The sequence below is a fragment of the Vibrio artabrorum genome, assembly GCF_024347295.1.
Lineage (GTDB): Bacteria > Pseudomonadota > Gammaproteobacteria > Enterobacterales > Vibrionaceae > Vibrio > Vibrio artabrorum.
In genome coordinates, this window is record NZ_AP025458.1 from 511894 (window position 1) to 536668 (window position 24775).

The window sequence follows — 24775 nt, forward strand, 5'->3', positions numbered from 1 at the left end:
GGTTGAAATCTTGTTAATTGTGTTAATGTGTGTGATTGATTTTGTTTTCATCAGTTTTACAACGTATAGCTAATTGTGTTTAAGGTCAAGTTCATGGTTAATTATCATGCGTAAACGCGATTAACCACGTAATAATCTAAAGTTGTAGAATGATATCAAGGTTCTATAACAGAATACTGTTAATGGGATTTAACAGATGTAACTGGGTGATTTTCGAACTGGCAGGGCGTCAGGTAAAAAAAAGGCTAGCATCGAGTGCTAGCCAAATACAAAAGTTTAGGAAGGGTGTTGCTTTTCCTCTAGGCTAACGTCTGTGACATTAGCCTGAGAAATATTATGCGGAAAGCATGAGTGAATCCGCTTTCGCTTCTAAGTTTGAGTTGCCCATTAAGAAGTCATCAATAGCAATTGCACATTCACGACCTTCGTTGATACAGCGAACGACAAGAGATTGACCAGTGCGCATATCACCAGCAGCGAAAACACCTTTTTGATTGGTCGCAAAACCTTCAGAAGCGACGTTGCCGCGGTCGTCCAGTTTGATATCTAGTTGAGCAAGCACACCTGATGGTTCAGGGTGCAAGAAGCCCATTGCTAGGAATGCCATATCACAAGGGATAACACGTTCAGAGTTAGCGACTTCCTCAAAAGCTGGACGCTCACCTGGTTTCGCATCTTGCCAAACGATGTCAGCGATACGTAGACCCGTCACTTGGCCTTGCTCGTTACCGATGAACTCTTTAGTCAGGATGTTCCAATGACGCTCACAACCTTCTTCATGAGAGGTTGTGGTCTTCATGATCATTGGGTATTGAGGCCAAGGCATATTGGCTGGGCGCTTCTCTGGCGGGACCGGCATGATCTCTACCTGAGTAATGCTTGCTGCTTTATGACGGTTTGATGTGCCTACACAGTCAGAACCCGTATCACCACCACCGATAACCACAATGTGCTTATCTTTTGCGTGAATCTCTTCTGTCTTAAGCTCTAAGTCGTTCGCTCGGCGGTTGTTTTGACCCAGGAAATCCATGGCAAAGTGAACGCCTTTCAGCTCACGACCTGGAATTGGTAAGTCGCGTGGCACCGTAGATCCACCCGTTAGTAACACCACATCAAACTCTTGACGTAACTGCTGAGCATTGACATCAACGCCGATGTGTTGGTTCACTTTGAATTCAACACCTGCTTCTGCCATTAGGTTGATCTTACGATCAATCACGTCCATACCCAGTTTGAAGTCTGGGATACCAAAGCGCAGTAAGCCACCCACTTTCTCGTCACGCTCAAAGACTGTCACAGAGTGACCAGCACTGTTTAGCTGCTCAGCAGCGGCTAGACCCGCAGGGCCTGAACCAATCACTGCGACAGTTTTACCTGTGCGAGAACGTGGTGTTTTCGGTTTTGCGTACCCTTCACGGTACGCCGTTTCGACAATCGTTTTCTCGATATTACAGATGGTGATTGGATCTTGGTTAATACCAAGAACGCAGGCACTCTCACAAGGAGCTGGACAAACACGACCTGTAAATTCAGGGAAGTTGTTGGTGGAGCTTAGAATGTTCCACGCTTCTTCCCAGCTGTCACGGTAAACCGCGTCATTGAATTCAGGGATGATGTTGCCAATCGGACAGCCGTTGTGACAGAAAGGTACACCACAGTCCATACAACGAGATGCTTGAGTATTGATCTTTTCACCAAACTCTTCGTTAAGTACGAATTCTTTGTTGTTTTCAATACGAACTGACGGGTCAAGCTTCTTTGGAAGCTCACGACCGTGCTCTAAAAATCCAGTAGGCTTACCCATTATACTGCCTCCACTTGTTCCGTTTGTGCTTGTTGTGCTTCAGCTTTACGCTTTTCAAGAACCGCTTTGTAGTCTCGAGGCATGACTTTAACCAGTGATGCAACGCTAGCTTCAAAGTTGTCTAGGAAAGACTGAGCAACTTCACTTCCTGTGAATTCAACATGCTTAGTTAGCATATCTAGTAAAAGATCTTTATCTTCTTGTTCTATCGGATCTAGGTCGACAAGTTCTGCGTTGAGTTTGCTTTCGAAGTCGCCCGCTTTATCCCACACATAAGCGACACCGCCACTCATACCAGCAGCAAAGTTACGACCTGTTGCTCCTAGGATTATCGCCGCACCACCAGTCATGTATTCACAACCGTGGTCACCCACGCCCTCAACAACAACCTTCGCACCAGAGTTACGAACACAGAAACGTTCGCCCGCCATACCGCGAATGAAAGATTCGCCTGATGTTGCACCATAGAAACATACGTTACCAACAACGATGTTATCTTCGGCAACGATGGTTGACTTCGCATCTGGGTACAGTACCAATGTACCGCCAGATAGACCTTTACCCCAGTAATCGTTCGCGTCGCCTTCTACTTCGAACTTCACACCTTTCGCAAGGAAAGCGCCGAAAGACTGACCAGCAGATCCCGTGAACTTCACGTTCATTGGCTGTGGTAAACCTTGGTCTTTGTAAACCTTCGAGATTTCGTTCGACAGCATGGTACCTGCAGAGCGGTCCGTGTTGATAATAGGGAAGCTCGCATTCACGGCTTCGCCTTTCTCAAGAGCTGGAATTGCAGCTTGAATCAACTTGCGGTCTAGAACGTCTTCTAGGTTGTGGTTTTGTTGTGTCTGGTTGTAGATTCCATCTTCTGCACGCGCCTGCTCGATGTGCAGTACAGGGGTTAGATCGAGGTTCTTGTACTTCCAGTGACCGATGTCATCACGAACTTTAAGTTTGTGCGATTGACCCACCATCTCATCGATAGAGCGGAAGCCAAGTTCAGCCATGACTTCACGCAGACCTTCAGCCATGTATTGGAAGAAAGTGACGACGTCTTCTACGCGGCCGTCGAAACGTTCACGCAGAGTCTTGTTCTGTGTTGCGATACCAACAGGACAAGTATTTTTGTGACACTTACGCATCATGATACAGCCTTCAACCACTAGAGCGGCTGTTGCTACGCCCCATTCTTCAGCGCCAAGTAACGTTGCGACTGCAAGGTCTCGTGGTGTTTTCATCTGACCATCAGACTGAACAACGATACGGTTACGTAGGCCGTTTTTCAGTAGTGTTTGGTGCGTTTCCGCTAGACCCAGTTCCCAAGGCAGACCGGTGTGACGGATAGAAGACATCGGAGATGCACCCGTACCACCATCAAAACCTGCGATAAGTACTACGTCAGCTTTCGCTTTCGCTACACCCGATGCAATCGTACCTACGCCAGCTTCTGATACTAGCTTCACGTTGACACGGCCGTTACGGTTCGCGTTTTTCAGATCGTAGATCAGCTGAGCCAAATCTTCGATTGAGTAGATATCGTGGTGTGGCGGTGGTGAGATAAGACCTACGCCCGGAGTTGAGTGACGCGTTGCGCCGATCCAATCATCAACCTTATCACCAGGTAGTTGACCACCTTCGCCCGGTTTCGCACCTTGAGCCATCTTGATTTGTAGTTCATCAGCGTTCGATAGGTAGTAAGACGTTACACCAAAGCGACCAGAAGCCACCTGTTTGATTGCTGAACGTTCCCAGTCGCCGTTTTCTTTACGTTCGAAACGTGCTGGATCTTCACCACCTTCACCTGAGTTTGATTTCGCGCCGATGCGGTTCATCGCAACAGCCAGTGTTGAGTGAGCCTCATGCGAGATTGAACCAAAGCTCATTGCGCCGGTTGCGAAACGCTTAAGGATGTTCTCGATTGGTTCTACTTCTGCTAGAGGAATAGAGCCTGCAGGGTTCTTGATGAAATCCAGTTGGCTACGTAGCGTTGCTGCGTTATCGCCTTGGTCATCGACTGCTTTTGCGTACTTCTTGAACTGACCGTAATCTTTGTTACGCGTCGACTCTTGAAGTAGAGAAATCGTTTCTGGGTTGAATAAGTGCTTCTCACCACGCTGTTTCCACTGGTAAACACCGCCAACATCAAGGATTTGAGCTGGGATTTCACGAGCTGGGTAACCAACACGGTGACGGACCAGTACTTCACGAGCGATGTCGTCGATCGTTAGACCTTGGATACGAGAAACCGTACCGGTGAAGTATTTTTCAACCACTGACTTGCTGATACCAAGAGCTTCAAAAATTTGCGCACCGTGGTAAGACTGCAGTGTCGAGATCCCCATCTTAGAGAAGATCTTCAGTAGACCGCCGTTAACACCTTTACGGTAGTTATCGAAGAACTCACGTGGGTGTACGTTTGGATCGAGCTTCTTCGTACGTTGTAGTTCAACAATCGTTTCAATTACTAGGTATGGGTTAACTGCGTTCGCACCGTAACCGATAAGCGTTGCAAAGTGGTGTGTCTCACGAGCGTCGCCCGTTTCAACCACGATGTCACACTTAGCACGTAGCCCTTTACGGATTAGGTGGTGGTGAACCGCGCCAACGGCCAGCATTGCTGGAATAGCGGCATGGTTTGAGTTAACTGCACGGTCGGTCAGTAGGATGATAGAGTAACCATCAATCACGGCATCTTCTGCGTATTGGCAGATACGCTTAAGTGCGCGCTCTAATTTACCTTGGTCGCCATTTGCTTGGAATACGATGTCCAGTGTCTTCGCTTGAAGGTGCTCGTTATCGATTGCACGCAGTTTTTCTAACTCCGAGTTAGACAGTACTGGAGACTCAAGTTCTACTTTTTGACAGTGCTCAGGTGTTTCAGCAAGTAGGTTCTGATCTTTACCTAGGTAAGTGTTCAGAGACATAACCATACGCTCACGAATCGGGTCGATTGGCGGGTTGGTGACTTGTGCAAACAACTGTTTGAAGTAGTTTGAAAGGTGCTGCGATTGGTGAGACAGAATCGCGAGCGGCCAGTCAGCACCCATTGCAGAAAGTGGCTCGTAGCCTGTTTTCGCAAGAGGTAGAATGATTTCGTTGACTTCTTCAGAGCTCACGCCAAACGATTGTTGTTTGTGTAGGAGTTTATCTGGAGAAGGTTGGCTAAATTCGTTGCTCGCATCGGGTAGCTTTTTCAAGCTCAGAAGGTTCTCTTCAACCCACTTTTCGTAAGGCTGTGCTTTAGCAATGCTGTCTTTCACTTCTTCATCAGAAATGATGCGGCCTTGCTCAAGGTCAGCAACAAAGATACGACCTGGTTGCAGACGACCACGGTACTCAACGTTTTCTGGTGCGATTTCAACTACGCCAGACTCAGATGCCATCACTAGGAAGTCATCTTTAGTGACTGTGTAGCGAGAAGGACGCAGACCGTTACGGTCTAGTGTTGCACCGACTTGAACACCATCCGTGAAACAGACAGATGCTGGGCCATCCCATGGTTCCATAACGTTCGCGTGGTACTGGTAGAACGCGCGACGAGTTGGATCCATGTTTTTGTTTTCTTGCCATGCTTCTGGGATCATCATCATCAACGCATGTGGCAGAGTACGACCTGAAAGAACAAGTAGCTCAAGCGCCATATCGAAGTTTGATGAATCCGAACTGCCTTCCTGACAGATAGGCAGTAGCATGTCGATTTCAGCTTGTGTGAACAGATCCGATTCTAGGATTGCTTCACGTGCTTTCATCCAGTTTAGGTTACCGCGAACCGTATTGATTTCGCCATTATGTGCGATGTAACGGAAAGGCTGAGCTAGACGCCAACGTGGGAATGTATTGGTAGAGAAGCGAGAGTGTACCAATGCTAGAGCTGTTACCATGGTTGGGTTTTGCAGGTCTAGGAAGTACTGAGGAACTTGTTCGGTTGTTAGCTGACCTTTGTACACCAATGTCTTGTAAGACATAGAGTTGATGTAGAAGTCATCACCGATATTTGACACGCTTTCTAGGCATACACGAACTGTGTAGTTACGTAGAACATACAGTTTACGCTCAAGCTCTTCTGGTGTGATACCAGGGCCGCCAGAAATAAAAACGTGTTCAAATTGAGGTTCAGTGCTTAGTGGGTCAGCACCAATCATTGAATTGTCAGTTGGAAGTTCACGGTAACCGATCACATCTAACTCAAGGCGTTGTGCATTGCGTTCTAGAATGTCACGACACTGTGCACGTTTGTGTTCATCTTTAGGGAAAAGTACAACACCAACACCATATTTTTCAAAAGATGGCAGCTTAATTCCAAGCTTTACGGCTTCTTCTAGTAAGAATTCGTGCGGCTTCTGTAGCAGGATACCTGCACCATCACCAGAACACGGATCGCAGCCTTGGCCGCCACGGTGTTCCATACGTGCAAGCATATCGAGTGCTTGAGTGACTACATCATGAGATTTGCGATTCTTTAGATGCGCAACAAAACCGATACCACAAGCGTCATGCTCCAATTCAGGAGTATACAGACCCTGTGAGTTCTGCTCTTGATCTACCATAGATACATCCTTCCAGTTAAATCTAGGCGCAACTTCTTTGTATAAAGTTAGCCTTGTCCTTTTATATTTATGGGTCTGAACCTGCCTATGCTGGCGGTTCGAATCCTTTCCGTATCTCGCAGGAAAAGTATTGCGAGAAAAACAATCCTTAGTGATATCCGTTTATTTTTAACCACAAACTAGTGGTTTATATAGGTGAGGAGTGGATATCACCGATTTATCAGCAAATCTTTGTTGTAAGTAAACACTCAAAAATAGCCAATATGTGTAAGTATCCTACAATTTTGTCTAGGCGAATTGCAATGAAAGTTGAGCCATGTAGACCATTTTTTTCGTTTTATTTTGAATTTAATGGCTAACATATGTGCAACATTAGGCGAATATAGCTGATTTTTTGCATGTTTATTGATATTTGTTAGGTCGTTTACGAACGGCTTTACGTAAACTATTTGGTCGAATTTTGCAGGGATGTAATTTTTTTTCAACAAAACGAATATTCATTCTTATTTACAGAGCACTTTGAAATTATGCAACTACACGAACTGGTTAATACTATCGGCCAAGACCTTCAACGTCGTTATGGTGAGAAGGTTCATAAATTGACACTACACGGTGGTTTTAGTTGCCCAAATAGAGACGGAACCATAGGTCGCGGAGGGTGTACCTTCTGTAATGTTTCCTCGTTTGTGGACGAACAAACTCAAATTCAAAGTATTTCTGAACAGCTAAAAGATCGTGCGGGTGAGATTGCTCGTGCCAAGAAGTATCTCGCCTATTTTCAGGCGTACACCAGTACTTATGCTGAAGTGCAAGTACTCAAAAATATGTATGAAGAAGCGCTTAGAGCCCCAGAGGCTGATATTGTGGGTTTGTGTGTCGGTACAAGACCGGATTGTGTTCCAGACTCTGTATTGGAGCTGCTGGCTGGGTATGTGGAACAAGGCTATGAAATATGGCTTGAGTTAGGCTTACAAACGGCAAACGACCAAACACTGAAGCGCATTAACCGAGGTCATGATTTTGCGGTGTATGAAACGATCACCCGGCGTGCCCGCGATTTAGGGATTAAAGTGTGTACTCACCTTATTGTGGGCCTGCCGAAAGAAACCAAAGCCGATAACCTTGAAACGTTAAGCAAGGTATTAGCTGTTGGCACTGATGGAATTAAACTGCATGGCTTGCATATCGTAGAAGGCAGCACTATGGCGAAGGCATGGAAAGCTGGCAAGCTCGAAGCCCCAACGTTGGAGGAGTACATTGATATTGCGAGTGAGATCATTCAACGCACGCCAGCGGAGGTGGTCTACCATCGTGTTTCTTCAGCGGCGAGACGCCCGACTCTACTCTCTCCTTTGTGGTGTGAGAACCGTTGGTTGGCGATGACTGAGATAGGTCGGTCGCTTGATAAAACCGGCGCACAAGGCATTAAAACAGGATCTGCATTCAAGTACACTCTGCCTATTCTAAACGCAGTGAGTGGATAGGAACTGGTGACGGTAGGTTACAGCAGATAATCCCCACATTTAGTGGTAACATTTCACGCACTGATTTTATGGCATAGATTGAGAGTAAATGGAACTGGTAATGACTTGGTTATGGGACAGGGCGTATGGCTACGGTATGTATATCGTTATTGTATTGCTGATTGCTCTCATTTGCTGGCATCTCTATTCTCGTTATCAGTCGCATATCGAAACGCTTCTACTTACGACCCCATCGCCACTCTACTTTGTTGATGTGCGAAGTGGCGAAATACTCTATGCCAATCGTCAGGCGATGCAACTGCTCGGTATTCGCCAGGTTGGCGTTCATTTTTGCTTTCCTACTGTAGAAAGTGAAAACAACTTTCGTCACTACTTAACCAATCACATCAACTCTCGAACCTTTGAGCAGGTCTCCCTGTGGGCGCTGTCTGAATTTGAGTCATTTAAGATCAACCTAGTCGGTCGTAAGCTCCATTTTAGAAATAAGCAGACTTGGATGATTCATGCATCACTTTATCAAAATACCAATGAAGATCTGTCTCAAGAAGTGCGTGAGCTTAATATCGCGCGCACGATTTTGGATTCGTTATCTGAGCTTATCTATGTGAAAGATCAAAGGGGGGGACTGGTTGCGAGCAATCGCTCGTTTAAAAAGTTTTGGCATGGCCGTCAAGATGAGGGCTCCTCAAGTATTTCAGGTGGTGCTTTGAAAGGGCGTGTGAGTGAGCGATCTTGGACTACGGACCAAGAGGGAAAAAGTTGCCTGCTTGAAACTTATCAAAGTGTTTTACTATCCCAAGATGGGGAGAGGATTGGAACTTTGTCAATCAGTCACGATGTGACGGATTGGCATGACATGCAGCAACAATTACGCGGTGAAATGGAAAAACGAAAAGATACCGAAGTGGCGCTTGCGCAGCGTGAGACCATTTTACAAAATATCTTGGAAGCGAGCCCTGACGCGATTGGTATTTTTAACGAGAATATGGTTTACCAAGCGTGTAATAAGGCTTTTGTAACAGCGCTTGGGATCTCAGATGTGAGCGATCTCATTAGTAAGCGACTGCAGGATGTGGTCCCAAATAGCATATATGCGCGTCTTGCCAATACGGATTATCAAGCTCTTCATCACGGTGAAATATTACGCTTTACCGATACCGTGGTTTCTAGTGATGGTCAGTTTACTTGGTATGATGTGGTGAAGTCACCGTTTAGAGACCCAGTATCAAAAACAAACGGTGTGTTAATCATGGCTCGTGATATTACCGAGCGCTATTTGGCTGAGCAGAAGCTTGAAGAGGCCAATCTTGAGCTTGAACGCCTCAGCTTCATGGACAGCCTTACTCAGGTTTCTAATCGACGCAGTTTTGATGAGCAGTTACTGACATTGTGGGGCTATCATGTTCGTGAAAAGTTACCACTAACCATTATGTTATGTGATATCGACTTTTTTAAAGGGTATAACGATTTTTATGGGCATCAACAAGGTGATGATGCATTAATTCAAGTTTCACAAGCATTTAAGCAGGTGCTCAATCGCTCTTCTGATTTTGTGGCTCGCTATGGCGGTGAAGAGTTTGGTTTTATTCTACCGAATACAACGACAGAGGGTGCGAAGTTGGTGGCGCGTCGTATTCATGATGAAGTCCAAAATTTGAAGCTGGCACATGAGAAGTCGACAGTCTCTGAGCTTCTCACGGTGAGCATCGGTATCATATCTTATATTCCTACGCCAAATGACGAAATGGAATCTGCGGTTGCGATGGCAGACCGCGCGCTTTACCAAGCTAAATCTGAAGGCCGAAATCGTTCGTTTGTCTCTTCCTTTTCAATGCACTAAATTTTCAGATTAACGCGCTCTATAAAATCGATGATTGGGCTAACTTATTAATTGTTGTCGAGTGCACATGATATTAATTAAATAATCTTGATATAACGGTGGCTCTCTTGCTACGTGTGATGTGGCTAGCTTACCTGCTTTCTTCAAACACGCTAGAATGTGGCTAGTCTTAACGCATGGAGCGCTAAATGAAACCCATGAAAAACCTCGCCCAGTATTACGTGGATCTACTTGTCAAACTGGGAATTGTCCGCTTTTCAATTTTACTCGCTCTAGCGCTTGTTGCGCTTGCCGTTGTCGTACAGGTCGGCATCACTCTAGCACTTAACGGTAGTGTTGATGATATCGATATTATTCGTTCAGCCTTTTTTGGTTTGGTGATCACCCCTTGGGCCGTTTATTTCCTGTCCGTGGTCGTCGATCAGTTAGAAGAGTCCCGTCAAAGGTTGGCGAAGTTAGTCTCTAAGCTTGGTGACATGCGTGATAGAGACCAAGAACTCAATAATAAACTGCAACTTAATATCGAAAAGCTTAACCAAGAAATTGAAGAGCGTGAAAAAGCCGAAGAAGCACGGGCTGAAGCGATGCACGATCTCGAAAATGAAGTATTCCAGCGAGAGCGAACTCAACTTGAATTGGCTGAACGTACTGCACTACTGCGTTCGTTTATTGATGCGTCTCCGGACCTTATTTACTACCGGAATGAAGAAGGGGTGTTCTCGGGATGTAACCGTGCGGTTGAAGAACTGACCGGAAAAACAGAAAAAGATCTGGTGGGTTTAACCCCTTGGGATGTCTACAGTAAAGAGATCGCGCAGCAAGTTGTTGAAACAGATAAGAAGGTTTTTACCGACAACCAATCACTGACCTACGACCAATGGTTAGAATATCCTGATGGGCGCAAGAGCTACTTCGAGCTGCGTAAGGTGCCTTTTTATAGCAAAGATGGGCGTCATCTCGGCTTAGTGGGGTTTGGTCGTGATATTACTGAACGTAAAGAGCACCAAGAGTCACTAGAAAAGGCCAGTCGTGACAAAACCACTTTTATCTCCACCATCAGTCATGAACTAAGAACACCGCTTAATGGCATCATAGGCTTGAGCCGTATGTTGTTGGACAGTCATTTGACCACTGAACAGCGTAAACAGATGCAAACCATCAAAGTGTGCGCCGTGACATTAGGTAATATCTTTAACGATATTATCGATATGGATAAGTTTGATCGCCGTAAACTGGAATTATTCCCAACCCCAATAAACTTTGAAGATTTCGTCGTTGAAATTGAGAGTATTTCAGCATTGATGGCAGAACAAAAAGGTTTACGGTTCGATCTTGAACGACTCTCTGATTTACCTATTTCAGTTGAAGTTGATGGTACGCGTCTAAGACAAGTGTTGTGGAACTTGGTTAGTAATGCCATGAAGTTCACCAAGGATGGCGGCGTGGTGATGACAGTCAGTGCGTACATTGACGGTGATTTTGCCGATATCACGATGGAAGTTGAGGATACAGGGATAGGTATTCCAGAAAGTGAAGTGGATAAAATTTTCGCGATGTACTATCAGGTGAAATCGGGTTCTGACAATTTGCATGCCGTGGGAACAGGGATTGGTCTTGCGGTCTCTAAGCAACTGATCAATATGATGGATGGCGATATTAATGTCACCAGTGAAGAGGGTTTTGGCAGTACCTTTACGGTTTCTATTCGCGTGCCAGTGAATCACGATACTCAGGCGCTGATTAAGAAACCGAGAAAGCAATCTAACCTTAAGATCTTTATGGTAGAAGACATAGAACTTAACATTACGGTTGCTCGTTCTCTGCTTGAAAGTTTGGGTCATGAAGTTACGGTGGTAATGACAGGGCAAGAGGCACAAATTGTTTTCAATCCTGACAATTATGATTTAGTGCTGTTGGATATCCAACTGCCTGATATGACTGGTTTCGACATAGCTCAGTATTACCGAGAGAAATACAGCAAGCTACCACCTTTAGTCGCTTTAACAGCGAATGTTTTAAATAATAAACATGAATATCTACAAAAAGGAATGGATGAAGCGATCAGCAAGCCGCTATCGGTGAAAGCGATCCAAGACGTTATCGCTAAATTTATTGAGAACACATCTGAGGTGCTAGAAGAAGATCAGGTTGTTAAGCCGATTGTTTCTTCGATTGATCCGACTTTGCTTGATATTGATATGTTAGAGTCTTATGTTGGCATTGTGGGGACGAAACCGGTTCTCGATAGCATTGCGATGTTTGAAGATATGATGCCGGAGTATATGGAAATATTGAACTCTAACATGGTCGCCAAAGACCAAGCTAGTATCGTTTCTGAAGCGCATAAGATTAAAGGTGCAGCCGGTTCTATCGGCTTGAAACGAATACAACAAGTGGCCCAGAAAGCTCAATCACCCGATATGCCAGCGTGGTGGGAGAATATCTCGGATTGGGTCGATGAAATTAATAATGAATACCAAAATGACATTGAAGTGTTAAAGAGTTGGTTAAATCAAAGGTAGAAGAATCATGAAAAAATTAGCATTCGTCGCATGCATTTTGGCGTTAGTCGGCTGCTCTGCCCCACAAGTAGAGTGGCAACAAGATAATCAAGTTGAAGTATCTGAAGCGACCGTCACCATGAAAAGTAACCTTTGGCACAGCAAGATGCCAACGATCGAAGAGGCTCAAGATAAGACACTATACGGTTCTATCTACCTAGAGTCTGACTCACAACTTCCAGCGACGCTTGCAGTTGAGAGTGTTACGGTTAAGCAGGGGGCGGATACCTTGTTGGTCACCGCCGACGATCTTGATTTAAAAACTCACAGTGAAACTCAATGGGAAGTTGCTTTTGTATGGCAGTTAGAGATCGACAGCGAAAAGCCAGTAGACGTAGCCGTTGAGCTTAAAGACGGTGAAATTGTGAAGTGGCTGGTCGAGAAAAACGTTAAGGTGGATACGGTTTACTAAAAACTGATTCAATTAAGAATAATAAAAAGGGAGAATGCGTTGGCATTCTCCCTTTTTTATCACTATTGATTTTACGCTTCGATTGTTAAAAACACTGACTGGTTAGCAATGCTAACCAGTGATAAGTTCAATCGACTTAGTCTTCTAGGTCACCACAAAAGCGGTAGCCTTCACCGTGAATCGTTGCGATGATTTCTGGTGTACCAGAAACTGATTCAAAGTGCTTACGAATACGACGGATTGTTACGTCTACAGTACGATCGTGTGGTTTAAGCTCACGACCAGTCATCTTCTTAAGAAGGTCTGCACGAGTTTGGATTTTACCTGGATTCTCACAGAAGTGAAGTAGAGCTCGGAACTCTGAACGAGGTAGCTTGTAGCCTTCGCCATCTGGACTAACCAGAGAACGGCTGTTGATATCGAGTACCCAACCGTTGAACTCATACTTCTCAACAATACGTTTTTCTTCTTGAACAGAGCTTGTGCTCATTGAACGGCTAAGAAGGTTACGAGCACGGATAGTCAGTTCACGTGGGTTGAAAGGCTTAGTGATGTAGTCATCTGCACCAATTTCAAGGCCAAGTATTTTATCAACTTCGTTATCACGACCCGTTAAGAACATAAGCGCTACGTTTGCTTGTTCACGCAATTCACGCGCAAGCAATAGGCCATTCTTGCCAGGAAGGTTTATGTCCATAATAACAAGGTTAACTTGGTTGTTAGATAGCACTTGGTGCATCTCTTCACCGTCGCTAGCCTCAAAAACAGCATATCCCTCTGCTTCAAAAATACTCTTTAGAGTGTTACGAGTTACTTGCTCATCTTCAACGATCAGAATCTGCGGGGTTTGCATTTGGCGGTACCTAAATTTGTGACGAAACTGTGTTAGTAGAATAAATTCTAGGCAAAAAAGTAACATACAGGTAATAGAATTTTGATGATAACGTAAAGTTTTCAAAAAAACACTTACTTCTAGCTATCTGCCTTCCTTGAAGTATTGCCCAATAACGTAGATCCAGTACGCCTTTTAATCATTCTTTTAGTAATTGCAGAGGATTCTATAATGTTAACAGCATGCTAACAATACGAGAATGTTAATTCCATTCACTTTGTTGATTTACATCAATTGCCGTATCGCAACAAACTTTAATAGTATGGCTACAACTCAACCAATGTTATGGTGAGTATTTAGTAATAAAAAAAGAATGATTATTCGATATGGTTCTCACCTGCTTTTCGGTTAAACACAAGAATATGAACGAATGGGACTGAAAGCTGTCTTTAAAATTTAGTAGATAAATATGCTCAATCAATGGTGATTCTCTATTGAATGGAGCGTGGAACCATGGGAAAGGGATTAATTTTAATAACATATAAATGTATCGAGGCGCATCTGACTTAACAGGTAACGCTTCACTCACGGAGGATATATGCACGATATAACACCCGACTTGTGTGATGAGTTTGAAAGCAAACTCACATTATTGAACATACCATTGCAGAATTTTGGTCAACGTGGTGCGTTCTGGGGGGAAATTGTAACCGTTCGTTGTTATCACGATAATTCCAAGGTTCGCGAGGTTTTAGAGAGTGAAGGCTGTGGAAAAGTGCTTGTTGTTGATGGCAATGGTTCGTGTCAGAGAGCGCTATTTGGTGACCAATTGGCGATTCTCGCTATAGAGAATGGTTGGGAAGGTGTGATTGTGAACGGTGCAGTGCGAGATGTTGGGATGATGTCTCAAATGGATCTTGGTGTGCAGGCACTTGGCACATCACCATTTAAAACCGAGAAACGTGGAGTGGGGCAGGTTAATGTGACTCTTTCTGTGCATAATCAGCTGATTCAGCCAGGTGATTACATTTATGCTGATTGGAATGGGGTCTTAATTTCATCTGAATTATTAATTGAAGCTTGAAGGTTTAGACGTAATGTCATTGGATTGGTTAGTCGATATAAACTTTAGAGTTAAGACGCAATCTACGGTTTTATCCATAATAGCTCGACCAAATTAGAATCTAAACCCTAATCCGACTTCAACACCTTGCTGCCATTCTTCATAGTCAAGGGTGGCATGCAAATCTAGATTTTCGGTCAGTTGCACTCGGCTTGATATCTCTGCGGCAACTGAATTTTCTCTGTCTTCGGAATCATCTTTATAAGTATGCAGGGAGCTGTTGAACGAGATCCTATCTGAGAGTTGATAACTTACGCCACTCAAAAAACCATTTTCATTTTTAAGTGAAGCGCTATTGATTCGTGTACCGACATAAAGATCAACATCAGAAAAGAGTCGATAGGAATAGCCACTGTCTATTTTCCATGTATCAAAGCTTTCACCAGAGGCGTTCTGTGTTGAGATAAAGAATTTATGATAAGAGTGGTCTATTGGGTTCGCCAGCAGAGGTAAGCTATTGAATCTGGGGAGGCTATTCGCAGAGCAAACAACAGGTGCAATAAAGGACAAAATAATAAGTAGCCTCTTCACTTTATCACTCCTGATACCCTTGTTATTGTTTTACGAGCCCCGTCGTTCAATTAAAGCACAATAACGGTACGTTTGCTGTGCAATTGGTGCAATATTTTATTAGGCCGATATGTGTCATCGTGACCTATTGGTTGTTGACTCAATCGTGCATCTGGAATGGGACGTTTATATCGGGTGTTTTACCCCTGAAATGATGGTTTGCTCTGAAAAATGATGCGAATGTAAAAAAGATGCAACTTTTCATTGACGTCTGGTGGTAAAAATTGGTACACGTAGAGTAAAGCACAAACAGAGAAATTGATATGCAGCACGTAAGCCCACTAGTAATGACCACCACCATTATTATTACCGACATTTACATTGTTGGGGCAGGCTGCTAAGTAACATATTTTAAAAAAAAGGCCTGTATCCAACAAGATACAGGCCTTTTTTTGTACCATTTTTATGACTTATGGAGAAAGGGATGCGCGTTTTAAAGTTTGGAGGTTCATCATTGGCTGATGCTGATCGTTTTTTACGAGCGGCTGATATTATCGCCAATAATGCCCAGCAAGAAGAGCTAGCCGTTGTACTATCGGCTCCAGGAAAAACAACCAATAAGCTAGTTGCTGTAATTGAAGCAGCATTAAAAAATGGTGAAGCAGACGCTCAAATTACAGAGATCGAATCCTCATTTTCGGATCTGTTTACAGAGATTCAAACGGTATTGCCAGCGGTTGATGGGGCTGCGTTTCAAGAGCAAGTGGATACGTCTCTTGCTCAACTGAAACAGTTCGTGAATGGTATTAATCTACTGGGCATGTGCCCCAATCACGTCAATGCTCGAATCATCAGTAAAGGTGAGCGAATCTCAATCCAGTTGATGAAAGCGGTACTTGAAGCGAAAGGCCAACCAGCAAGCCTGATTGACCCAGTTCAATACCTATACGCTAAAGGTGATCACCTTGAAGCGATGGTTGATGTGGATGTCTCGACTCAGAACTTCCGCCAATCGCCACTTCCACAAGGTCATGTCAACATCATGCCGGGCTTTACTGCTGGTAATGAAAAAGGCGAGTTAGTGACACTCGGACGTAATGGTTCTGACTACTCGGCTGCGGTTCTTGCTGCGTGTCTACGTGCTGATTGCTGTGAGATCTGGACAGATGTAGACGGTGTTTATAACTGTGACCCGCGTTTAGTCGATGATGCTCGTCTTCTTAAATCATTAAGCTACCAAGAAGCGATGGAGCTTTCTTACTTTGGCGCTTCGGTACTACACCCGAAGACTATCGCTCCTATCGCACAATTCCATATTCCTTGTCTGATCAAAAACAGCTTTAACCCGCAGGGAGCTGGGACTTTGATTGGTCAAGATACTGGCGAAGATAACCTTGCGATAAAAGGTATCACGACGCTTAGCGACCTAACCATGGTTAACGTATCAGGCCCAGGCATGAAGGGTATGGTAGGCATGGCGAGTCGTGTATTCGGTGCGATGTCTTCAGCCGGGGTTTCTATCGTCCTAATTACCCAATCTTCTTCAGAGTACAGCATTAGCTTCTGTATTGAATCGGCTGATAAAGTGAAAGCCAAGCAAGTGTTGTCCGATGCGTTTGAACTTGAACTAAAAGATGGCCTATTGGAACCGGTTGAGTTTATGGATGATGTGGCAATCGTGACGCTGGTGGGAGATGGTATGCGCACTTCTCGTGGCGTTGCTTCTCGATTCTTCTCTTCTTTGGCTGAAGTGAATGTCAATATTGTTGCTATTGCTCAAGGATCATCTGAGCGTGCGATTTCTGCCGTGATTCCTGAAGATAAAATTTCAGAAGCGATTAAAGCGTGTCACGAGAACCTCTTTAACTCTAAGCACTTCCTTGACGTATTCGTTGTTGGTGTTGGCGGTGTGGGCGGTGAGCTTGTTGACCAGATCCAACGTCAACAAAGTAAATTGGCTGACAAAGGCATCGTGATTCGCGTATGTGGTTTAGCAAACAGTAAAGGCTTGTTGCTAGACAGCGACGGGCTACCACTCGAGCAGTGGCGCGACCGCATGTCGAGTGCGACGGAAGAATTCAGCCTAGCGCGTTTAGCGGCTCTGGTTCAACGTAACCACATCATCAATCCTGTATTGGTCGACTGTACATCTAGCGAAACCATCGCTGCACAGTACGCAGACTTCCTAGCGTCTGGTTTCCACGTAGTCACACCCAATAAAAAAGCCAATACAGCAAGCATGGCTTATTATCATCAGCTTCGTGAAGTTGCACGTAGCTCGCGTCGTAAGCTGATGTATGAGACAACCGTTGGTGCAGGCCTTCCCGTCATTGAAAACTTACAGAACTTAATTTCTGCGGGAGATGAGCTTGAGAAGTTTAATGGCATTCTGTCTGGCTCATTGTCTTATATCTTCGGAAAGTTGGATGAAGGTATGACGTTAAGCCAAGCAACCAATATCGCAAAAGATAACGGCTTTACTGAGCCTGACCCTCGTGATGACTTATCCGGAATGGATGTAGCGCGTAAGCTGCTCATTTTGGCTCGTGAAGCGGGCATGGCACTTGAGTTAGAAGATGTAGAAGTCGATCAAGCACTACCACCGGGTTTTGATGATTCAGGCACGGTTGAAGAGTTTATGGCTCGCCTACCAGAAGCGGATGCTTACTTCCAAGAGCAGACAGCAATCGCGGCAGAAGAAGGCAAAGTACTTCGTTATGTTGGCGAAATCGCGGCAGGTAAGTGTAAGGTTCGTATCGCTGCTGTTGATGGCGATGACCCAATGTTCAAGATTAAAGATGGCGAGAACGCGCTGGCATTTTATAGCCGTTATTACCAACCGATCCCTCTCGTACTTCGTGGCTACGGTGCGGGTACTGAAGTAACAGCAGCCGGCGTATTCTCTGATGTGATGCGTACTCTTGGTTGGAAATTAGGAGTTTAGGAATGAGTTCAAGTGATATGGATGTTGTCGTTTATGCTCCTGCATCAATCGGTAATGTGAGTGTAGGATTTGATGTGCTGGGGGCCGCAGTGTCTCCTGTGGATGGTACACTGCTGGGCGACCGAGTTATGGTTAAAGCTGGTGATGAATCATTCTCACTTAAAACAGCAGGCAGCTTTGTTTCTAAGCTGCCAACTGAAACCAAAGAAAACATTGTCTACGATTGCTGGGTGGTGTTCTCTCGAGAGCTTGATAAAAAAGGTGTTGCGCTTAAGCCTTTGGAAATGACACTAGAAAAGAACATGCCTATCGGTTCTGGTTTAGGCTCAAGTGCATGTTCAATTGTCGCGGCACTGGATGCGCTAAACCGTTTTCATGGCCAGCCCCTGAATGAAACTGAACTGCTGGCTCTAATGGGGGAAATGGAAGGTAAGATTTCAGGCGGTATCCATTATGATAACGTTGCACCATGTTATCTTGGTGGTGTGCAGTTAATGCTCGAAGAGTTAGGTATTATTAGCCAAGAAGTACCGTGTTTTGATGATTGGTACTGGGTAATGGCGTATCCGGGGATTAAGGTTTCAACAGCAGAGGCGCGCGAGATCTTGCCTTCTCAGTATCGTCGTCAGGATGTGATTGCCCATGGCCGTCATCTAGCCGGCTTTATCCACGCGTGCCACTCTGGTCAGCCGGAGCTAGCCGCGAAGATGATCAAAGACGTGATTGCCGAACCATATCGTGAGAAACTGCTGCCAGGGTTTGCTGATGCGCGTAAATACGCAACCTCAGCGGGAGCATTGGCGACGGGGATCTCCGGTAGTGGTCCAACGCTATTTAGTATTTGCAAACAACAAGATGTCGCCGAGCGTGTTGCACGCTGGTTAGAACAAAATTACGTACAAAATGAAGAAGGATTCGTCCACGTTTGTCGCCTAGATAAGCAAGGTTCGATCGTTACAGGAAGTGAGTTATGAAGCTGTACAATATCAAAGAAAATGATGAACAAGTCTCTTTTGGCCAAGCCGTTCGTCAAGGTTTAGGTCGTAATCAAGGTCTATTTTTTCCATCTGAACTGCCAAGGTTTGATGATATCGATGCGCTGCTAGCAGAGGACTTTGTCCCTCGTAGCTCAAAGATTTTGTCTGCATTGATTGGTGATGAATTACCAAAAGAACAGGTTGATCAATTAGTGGATGCGGCATTCCAATTCCCTGCGCCGATCAATCAAGTGAAAGATGGTGTTTACGCACTGGAACTGTTTCATGGCCCAACACTCGCATTTAAAGACTTTGGCGGCCGCTTTATGGCTCAATCGTTAGCGGCGGTTTCTGATGGCGGGCAGATCACGATTCTTACAGCAACATCGGGTGATACTGGCGCAGCGGTTGCGCATGCTTTCTACGGCATGGAAAACATCAATGTCGTGATCTTATACCCGAAAGGTAAAATCAGCCCACTACAAGAAAAGCTATTTTGTACGTTAGGTAAAAATATTCATACCGTCGCCATTAATGGTGATTTTGATGCGTGTCAGGCTCTGGTTAAAGAGGCGTTTGACGATGCAGAGTTGCGCAAAGAGATTGGCTTAAACTCTGCAAACTCAATCAATATCAGCCGTTTGATGGCTCAGATCTGTTACTACTTTGAGGCGGCTTCTCAGCTGACTAAAGCGCAACGTGACAACCTCGTGATCTCTGTTCCAAGTGGTAACTTTGGCAACCTAACAGCAGGCCTATTAGCGAAAGCGTTGGGCTTACCGGTTAAGCGTTTCATTGCAGCAACCAATGAAAATGATACCGTTCCTCGTTATCTTGAAACAGGGCTATGGGAGCCAAAACCAACGGTTGCAACGACTTCAAATGCAATGGATGTCAGCCAACCAAACAATTGGCCTCGTATCGAAGAGCTTTGCCAACTGAAAGGTTGGGGCTTAGATACTTTGGGTAAAGGTAAGGTATCTGATGAGCAGAGCGCAGAGTCCGTTCGCGATCTAAAAGAACAGGGCTACCTATGTGAACCACATGGTGCAATTGCTTACCGTTTATTGGAAGAGCAGCTGCAAGAGAACGAAACCGGCATCTTCTTATGTACGGCACACCCAGCTAAATTCAAAGAAGTGGTCGATGATATCTTAGGTACAGATATTGAATTGCCTGGCCCACTGGCTAAACACGCTGCGATGGCGTTGTTGTCTGAAGATTTAGACAATGATTTTGAAGCGCTAAAAACCGTGCTTCGTCGAGTTCAGCCGTAACGTCCATCGAATAAATAAAAACGGCGCTCGATGAGCGCCGTTTTTGTATTCGAATCTAAGTTCTAAAAATTATAGAGACTCAGTAAAAGTACGAGCGATAACGTCACGTTGTTGCTCTGGTGTTAGTGAGTTGAAACGCACTGCGTAACCAGAAACACGAATCGTTAGCTGAGGGTAGTTCTCTGGGTGAGCAACAGCATCTTCTAGTGTTTCACGCTTAAGAACGTTAACGTTTAGGTGTTGGCCACCTTCGATGCGAGGAGCTGCTTCAATTGCTACTTCGCGGCTTTCGTAGTCGCCTAGGTCTGCTGCTGAGATAACTTGGTCAGCTTCGAAGCCTGCTGTAGCAACAACACAACGAGCTTCATTCTTTTCGCTGTCTAGTAGCCAGATTGAGTTTAATAGGTCATCGTTTGCTGCTTTAGTAATTTGAATACCTTGGATCATAACTATCTCCTAGTCCACTGAATGTGGTTTGATTATGGTGTTAACTTTCGATTTTTATTGAGCTGGGTAATGTATACCTAATACCCGCAAGGTTAACATTGATTTAAGTCAAAAAACAACCAAAAACCATATTTTTACAAAGGTAATTATATTGAGGTAAATCAATAAAACCTTTGAAAACAAAACAATTACAAAATATTTTAAAGTATAAAAAATATTTAACAGCCAAATTTGTTGTAAGTTTACTACATTTGTTGTGTTTTTATTGAACTACAATCGATACGGCCCTTTATTTAACCAGCATTCTGAAAGTGTAAAGTGATTTAATGACAAACAATCGTTCATCCTCAAAACCTGAAACCAAGATTAAGTTTATTGGCGCTCATGTATCGGCAGCGGGTGGTGTTGATCAGGCGCCGATGCGTGCGCGTGAAATTGGCGCCAATGCGTTCGCACTGTTTACTAAGAACCAGAGACAATGGGCGGCAAAACCGCTAGAAGCCAAGACCATTAGTGCCTTTAAAGCCAATTGCAAAATGTTAGGCTTTGGTGCTGAGCACATTCTTCCTCATGACTCTTACCTGATTAACCTAGGAGCGCCAGAAGAAGAGAAGCTAGAGAAATCACGCGCTGCTTTTATTGATGAAATGGAGCGTTGTAATCAACTTGGATTAACGCTTTTGAATTTTCATCCAGGGAGTCATTTAAAGAAAATCTCAGAAAGCGAATGTTTGGCTAAGATTGCTGAATCGATCAACTTAGCTCATCAAGCGGTGCCTGACGTTATCGCCGTGATTGAAAATACGTCAGGGCAGGGGACTAACCTAGGTTGGAAGTTTGAGCACCTAGCTGAAATTATCGATCAGGTAGAAGATAAGTCACGTGTGGGTGTGTGTTTAGACACTTGCCATACGTTTACGGCTGGTTACGACTTACGTACCAAAGAGGCGTGTGAGCATACTTTTGCTGAGTTCGACCGCATCGTGGGTATGCACTATCTAAGAGCAATGCACATCAATGATTCAAAAGCTGAGTTCGCGAGCCGAGTCGATCGACACCATTCTTTAGGAAAAGGCGAAATTGGCTGGGATTGTTTTGAGTATATTGCCTCTGATTCGCGCTTTAATGGTATCCCTCTTATCTTGGAAACTATTGATTCGACGATCTGGAAAGAGGAAATTCAACAACTTAGAATGTTTCATCGCTCAGCAACGCTAGCGAGCGAAGAAGCGTAATAATAGAGGGCAAAATTTATTTCCGTCTCTTTCTAAAAATTGGCACCTTTCTTTCATAGTCTTAAAGTGAATATGTAGTTCACGATGTCTTAGAGGAGGTGCCTTTATGTATTCAATCACCCAAACTTCAACTATTGCTGTCGCACGCCGTTTACCAACACCAAACCGTCATGTGCATAACCATGGTCACCATCGTACACAGCAGAAAAGTGGTTAATCGAGATAAACACAACTTGAACTGATTATTATGATTCATCAACAAGTGAACCCTACACATCATGTTTATTGATAGCGGTATGAGGTATAACTAGAGCCTTATTTAGGACCGTTAGCCGATACCGCTATTTTTTTGTCTGGCAAAAGATCCCCCTAAAAACCTTGATGATTGGGAAGTAAAACGATGAGCGCACCAAAGACTTGGGAATCCATTATTAGTGATGAACGTGAAAAAGAGTACTTTCAGAGTGTGCTGGCGTTTGTTGAACGGCAACGCAATAGTGGTAAAACCGTCTATCCTCCACAGGAACAGGTGTTCAGTGCCTTCGAGGTGACGCCTTTTGAGTCGGTGCGAGTGGTTATTTTAGGTCAAGACCCTTATCACGGTGCCAACCAAGCTCACGGTTTAGCATTCTCCGTGTTGCCTGGTGTTAAAATTCCGCCTTCGCTGCGTAATATGTACAAAGAACTCGCTCAAGATATAGAGGGCTTTGAGATCCCTAATCATGGATATCTTGATGCATGGGCGTCACAAGGTGTGTTGATGTTGAATACGGTACTGACGGTAGAAGAGGCCAAAGCGCACTCACATGCAAAGTGTGGCTGGGAACATTTTACTGATGCGATCATCGCTGAGTTGAATCAACGTTCGGAACCGGTCATTTTCTTGCTTTGGGGAGCACACGCTCAAAAGAAAGGCCAAGTGATTGATACGAACAAGCACTATGTCTTGGTTGCGCCTCATCCATCGCCACTATCTGCACGCCGTGGCTTCTTTGGTTGTCAGCACTTCTCAATAACCAATAAGCTGCTTTCTTCGCTTGATCAACAACCTATCGATTGGCGGTTACCCACAGAACTGTAGATTGATGGTTTTCTGAGCAGGGTCAAACCATAAATAAGCATCTTCGTATACACTTGTAAACAGTAGGTGTAATGGAGTGCAATACTATGATGATTGAAAGGATAAGACGAGAACATGGCTATATGGCTCGTTTGCTGGCGATTCTCAATAATAAATTAGAGTGTCTAAAACAAGAGCATGAAATAAACTATAGCTTGATCGCGGAGGTGGTTCACTATTTGATGAATCATTCGGAAAAGGTGCATCATCCTAAAGAAGATGTCATTTATCGTTATTACCTCAAGCAATATGGAAGTGACCAAGTCATTGAAGATCTGGAGCTAGAGCATCAATTGCTTTCGGAAAAAACGGCCGACTTTTTGGCTTTAGTCGATATGATCCTCCAAGATGCAGTCGTGCCTCAGCAAGTGTTTATTGAACAGCTTGAAGCCTTTGTTGAGGCGCAGCGAAAGCACATGGAATTTGAAGAAAAGCATGTACTGCCAATGATTGTTGAGTCATTTACTGTTAAAGATTGGCAAGAGGTCGAATCGCAATGGCTTCAACCTGAAAACGACCCCGTCTTTGGAGAGACGATTGCCGATCAATACCGTCAGCTTGCAGCCCGTGTGCGACAAAATGAACAAGAGTGTGTTTAGTCTATAAGCACCGTTAGTATGAGTATTGAAGCACCTCTATGTAGAGGTGCTTTTTCTATTCGTCATTTTATACTCACTCGTCCTTTGTCATCGATCATTGGCGTTCAAAAAGACGCTTTGAATCGGTGAGCTAGCCCAGATATTAAAAAGGCACCGATATAGGTGCCTTTTACTATCTAATTTCTTATCGTGCTGATTAAAGCTTTATATCGTCAAGGTCGAAGTCAAGACCTAGGTTCATCTCTCTCAGCTCTTTCTCAAGCTGCCTACGATCATTGATGGCTTCGATTTCACGCCACTTACGCTTGAGTGGTTTTGAGCGTGCTTTTTGAGTTGATCGAGGCATTTCTAGTTCTGATATTTCATCGAATTGAAAGCTATCCATAAGCCATATCTCCTTCCGTGGGACTCGTGCTTGCGAGCTAATAAATATCATATTTAGGCTCACAATAACCTTGATTTGTTTCTCATTTGTTTCATTTTCATGAATGTTTTGTTCTTTTTTTTATGCAAACTCACACATTTTCTTTTATTTGCAGTATAAAAAACAGGCAAACAGATTGGCATGAACAATTAAATTAAACGTGTTTGAATGTTAATTCATTGTGCGAAAGGAATATCACTTTGACTCTAGCGTATTAAGTCGCTCATTGTGCAGTGCAGTATGGGAATCGAGTTGTTCTAGAAAAATCCTCAGATCGTCACTATACCTTGTACAACCTAGGTTGGTGTTAATTTTATAGAATGATGTTTTTGTTTTGGTTGGGGGCGGATTGTTGTTGAGATTATGTCCCTATAATGTGACTTTTATTGAGGGTGATTGTTTTTGATGCTGTTAACAAAAGGTGTATTATTAGTGAAATGTCATTTTAATATAAGTGTGTTTGCATATTGATTTTTAAGCCATCTCGCTGCATTATCCGCCCGTCAAAAAATACACTGATACGTAAAATGGATGCATGAAGCGACATTTACAGTCTCAATCGCCGCAAGAATATAACAAGAGTGCCGACACAACATTGACAGAGGCATAGGCGATTAAGAGGAAGGCTAGGAAGCATGA

General features: G+C 44.2%; 17 protein-coding genes and 1 other annotated feature. Of the genes, 11 read left to right on the plus strand and 6 right to left on the minus strand.

Translation table 11 applies throughout. The features are described 5' to 3' along the window. Nucleotides 1-334 precede the first annotated feature (334 nt). Both OCU36_RS02345 and gltB read right to left on the minus strand, forming a co-directional pair. Nucleotides 335-1804, minus strand: a complete 1470-nt coding sequence (locus tag OCU36_RS02345; RefSeq protein WP_261838871.1) for a glutamate synthase subunit beta — start codon at nt 1802-1804, stop codon at nt 335-337. Further along, nucleotides 1804-6351 carry a glutamate synthase large subunit gene (gene gltB, locus OCU36_RS02350; RefSeq protein ID WP_261838872.1) on the minus strand — a complete coding sequence of 1516 codons (4548 nt, stop codon included), beginning with the start codon at nt 6349-6351 and terminating at the stop codon, nt 1804-1806. The genes OCU36_RS02345 and gltB overlap by 1 nt, the downstream gene beginning before the upstream one ends. A gap of 527 nt (nt 6352-6878) precedes the next feature. On the opposite strand from gltB, the gene OCU36_RS02355 reads away from it, so the two are divergent. From OCU36_RS02355 to OCU36_RS02370, 4 genes are all read left to right on the plus strand, one after another. After that, a complete protein-coding gene (locus OCU36_RS02355; protein WP_261838873.1) occupies nt 6879-7835 on the plus strand; it encodes a TIGR01212 family radical SAM protein in 957 nt (318 codons plus the stop codon). Nucleotides 7836-7923: 88 nt separating this feature from the next. Further along, nucleotides 7924-9675 carry a diguanylate cyclase domain-containing protein gene (locus OCU36_RS02360; RefSeq protein WP_261838874.1) on the plus strand — a complete coding sequence of 584 codons (1752 nt, stop codon included), beginning with the start codon at nt 7924-7926 and terminating at the stop codon, nt 9673-9675. A gap of 188 nt (nt 9676-9863) precedes the next feature. Then, on the plus strand, nt 9864-12197 hold the full coding sequence (gene arcB / locus OCU36_RS02365; protein WP_261838875.1) for an aerobic respiration two-component sensor histidine kinase ArcB: 2334 nt from the start codon (nt 9864-9866) through the stop codon (nt 12195-12197). A gap of 7 nt (nt 12198-12204) precedes the next feature. After that, on the plus strand, nt 12205-12648 hold the full coding sequence (locus OCU36_RS02370; protein WP_261838876.1) for a hypothetical protein: 444 nt from the start codon (nt 12205-12207) through the stop codon (nt 12646-12648). Between the two features lie 136 nt (nt 12649-12784). Here the strand turns inward: OCU36_RS02370 and arcA are convergent, their stop codons facing one another. Next, nucleotides 12785-13501: a two-component system response regulator ArcA gene (gene arcA / locus OCU36_RS02375; protein WP_261838877.1), complete on the minus strand. Its 717-nt coding sequence runs from the start codon at nt 13499-13501 to the stop codon at nt 12785-12787. A 577-nt stretch (nt 13502-14078) separates the two neighbouring features. On the opposite strand from arcA, the gene OCU36_RS02380 reads away from it, so the two are divergent. Continuing rightward, complete coding sequence (locus OCU36_RS02380; protein ID WP_261838878.1) at nt 14079-14564, plus strand: putative 4-hydroxy-4-methyl-2-oxoglutarate aldolase; 486 nt, start codon at nt 14079-14081, stop codon at nt 14562-14564. A 93-nt stretch (nt 14565-14657) separates the two neighbouring features. Here the strand turns inward: OCU36_RS02380 and OCU36_RS02385 are convergent, their stop codons facing one another. Then, a complete protein-coding gene (locus tag OCU36_RS02385; protein WP_261838879.1) occupies nt 14658-15134 on the minus strand; it encodes a ribonuclease regulator in 477 nt (158 codons plus the stop codon). Nucleotides 15135-15449: 315 nt separating this feature from the next. After that, nucleotides 15450-15568 (plus strand) — a sequence feature (Thr leader region). A 29-nt stretch (nt 15569-15597) separates the two neighbouring features. Here OCU36_RS02385 and thrA point away from each other — a divergent pair. The 3 genes from thrA to thrC are packed head-to-tail and all read left to right on the plus strand — an operon-like array spanning nt 15598 to nt 20311. Beyond that, on the plus strand, nt 15598-18057 hold the full coding sequence (gene thrA / locus OCU36_RS02390) for a bifunctional aspartate kinase/homoserine dehydrogenase I (protein ID WP_261838880.1): 2460 nt from the start codon (nt 15598-15600) through the stop codon (nt 18055-18057). A 17-nt stretch (nt 18058-18074) separates the two neighbouring features. Continuing rightward, a complete protein-coding gene (thrB, locus tag OCU36_RS02395; protein ID WP_261839674.1) occupies nt 18075-19031 on the plus strand; it encodes a homoserine kinase in 957 nt (318 codons plus the stop codon). After that, entirely contained in the window at nt 19028-20311 is a 1284-nt protein-coding gene (thrC, locus tag OCU36_RS02400; protein WP_261838881.1) for a threonine synthase, read from the plus strand. Before thrB ends, thrC begins: the two co-directional genes overlap by 4 nt. A gap of 69 nt (nt 20312-20380) precedes the next feature. On the opposite strand, the gene grcA is transcribed toward thrC, so the two are convergent. Next, on the minus strand, nt 20381-20758 hold the full coding sequence (grcA, locus tag OCU36_RS02405) for an autonomous glycyl radical cofactor GrcA (protein WP_261838882.1): 378 nt from the start codon (nt 20756-20758) through the stop codon (nt 20381-20383). Between the two features lie 326 nt (nt 20759-21084). On the opposite strand from grcA, the gene nfo reads away from it, so the two are divergent. The 3 genes from nfo (at nt 21085) to OCU36_RS02420 (ending at nt 23712) form a co-directional block, all read left to right on the plus strand. Continuing rightward, nucleotides 21085-21993 (plus strand): deoxyribonuclease IV, encoded by a 909-nt coding sequence (gene nfo / locus OCU36_RS02410; protein WP_261838883.1) that lies wholly within the window; start codon nt 21085-21087, stop codon nt 21991-21993. A 400-nt stretch (nt 21994-22393) separates the two neighbouring features. Next, nucleotides 22394-23074, plus strand: a complete 681-nt coding sequence (gene ung / locus OCU36_RS02415; RefSeq protein WP_261838884.1) for a uracil-DNA glycosylase — start codon at nt 22394-22396, stop codon at nt 23072-23074. Nucleotides 23075-23160: 86 nt separating this feature from the next. Next, on the plus strand, nt 23161-23712 hold the full coding sequence (locus OCU36_RS02420; protein ID WP_261838885.1) for a hemerythrin domain-containing protein: 552 nt from the start codon (nt 23161-23163) through the stop codon (nt 23710-23712). 196 nt (nt 23713-23908) lie between these two features. Here OCU36_RS02420 and OCU36_RS02425 read toward each other — a convergent pair whose 3' ends face one another. Further along, nucleotides 23909-24097 (minus strand): DUF3545 family protein, encoded by a 189-nt coding sequence (locus OCU36_RS02425; RefSeq protein ID WP_261838886.1) that lies wholly within the window; start codon nt 24095-24097, stop codon nt 23909-23911. Nucleotides 24098-24775: the final 678 nt, after the last annotated feature.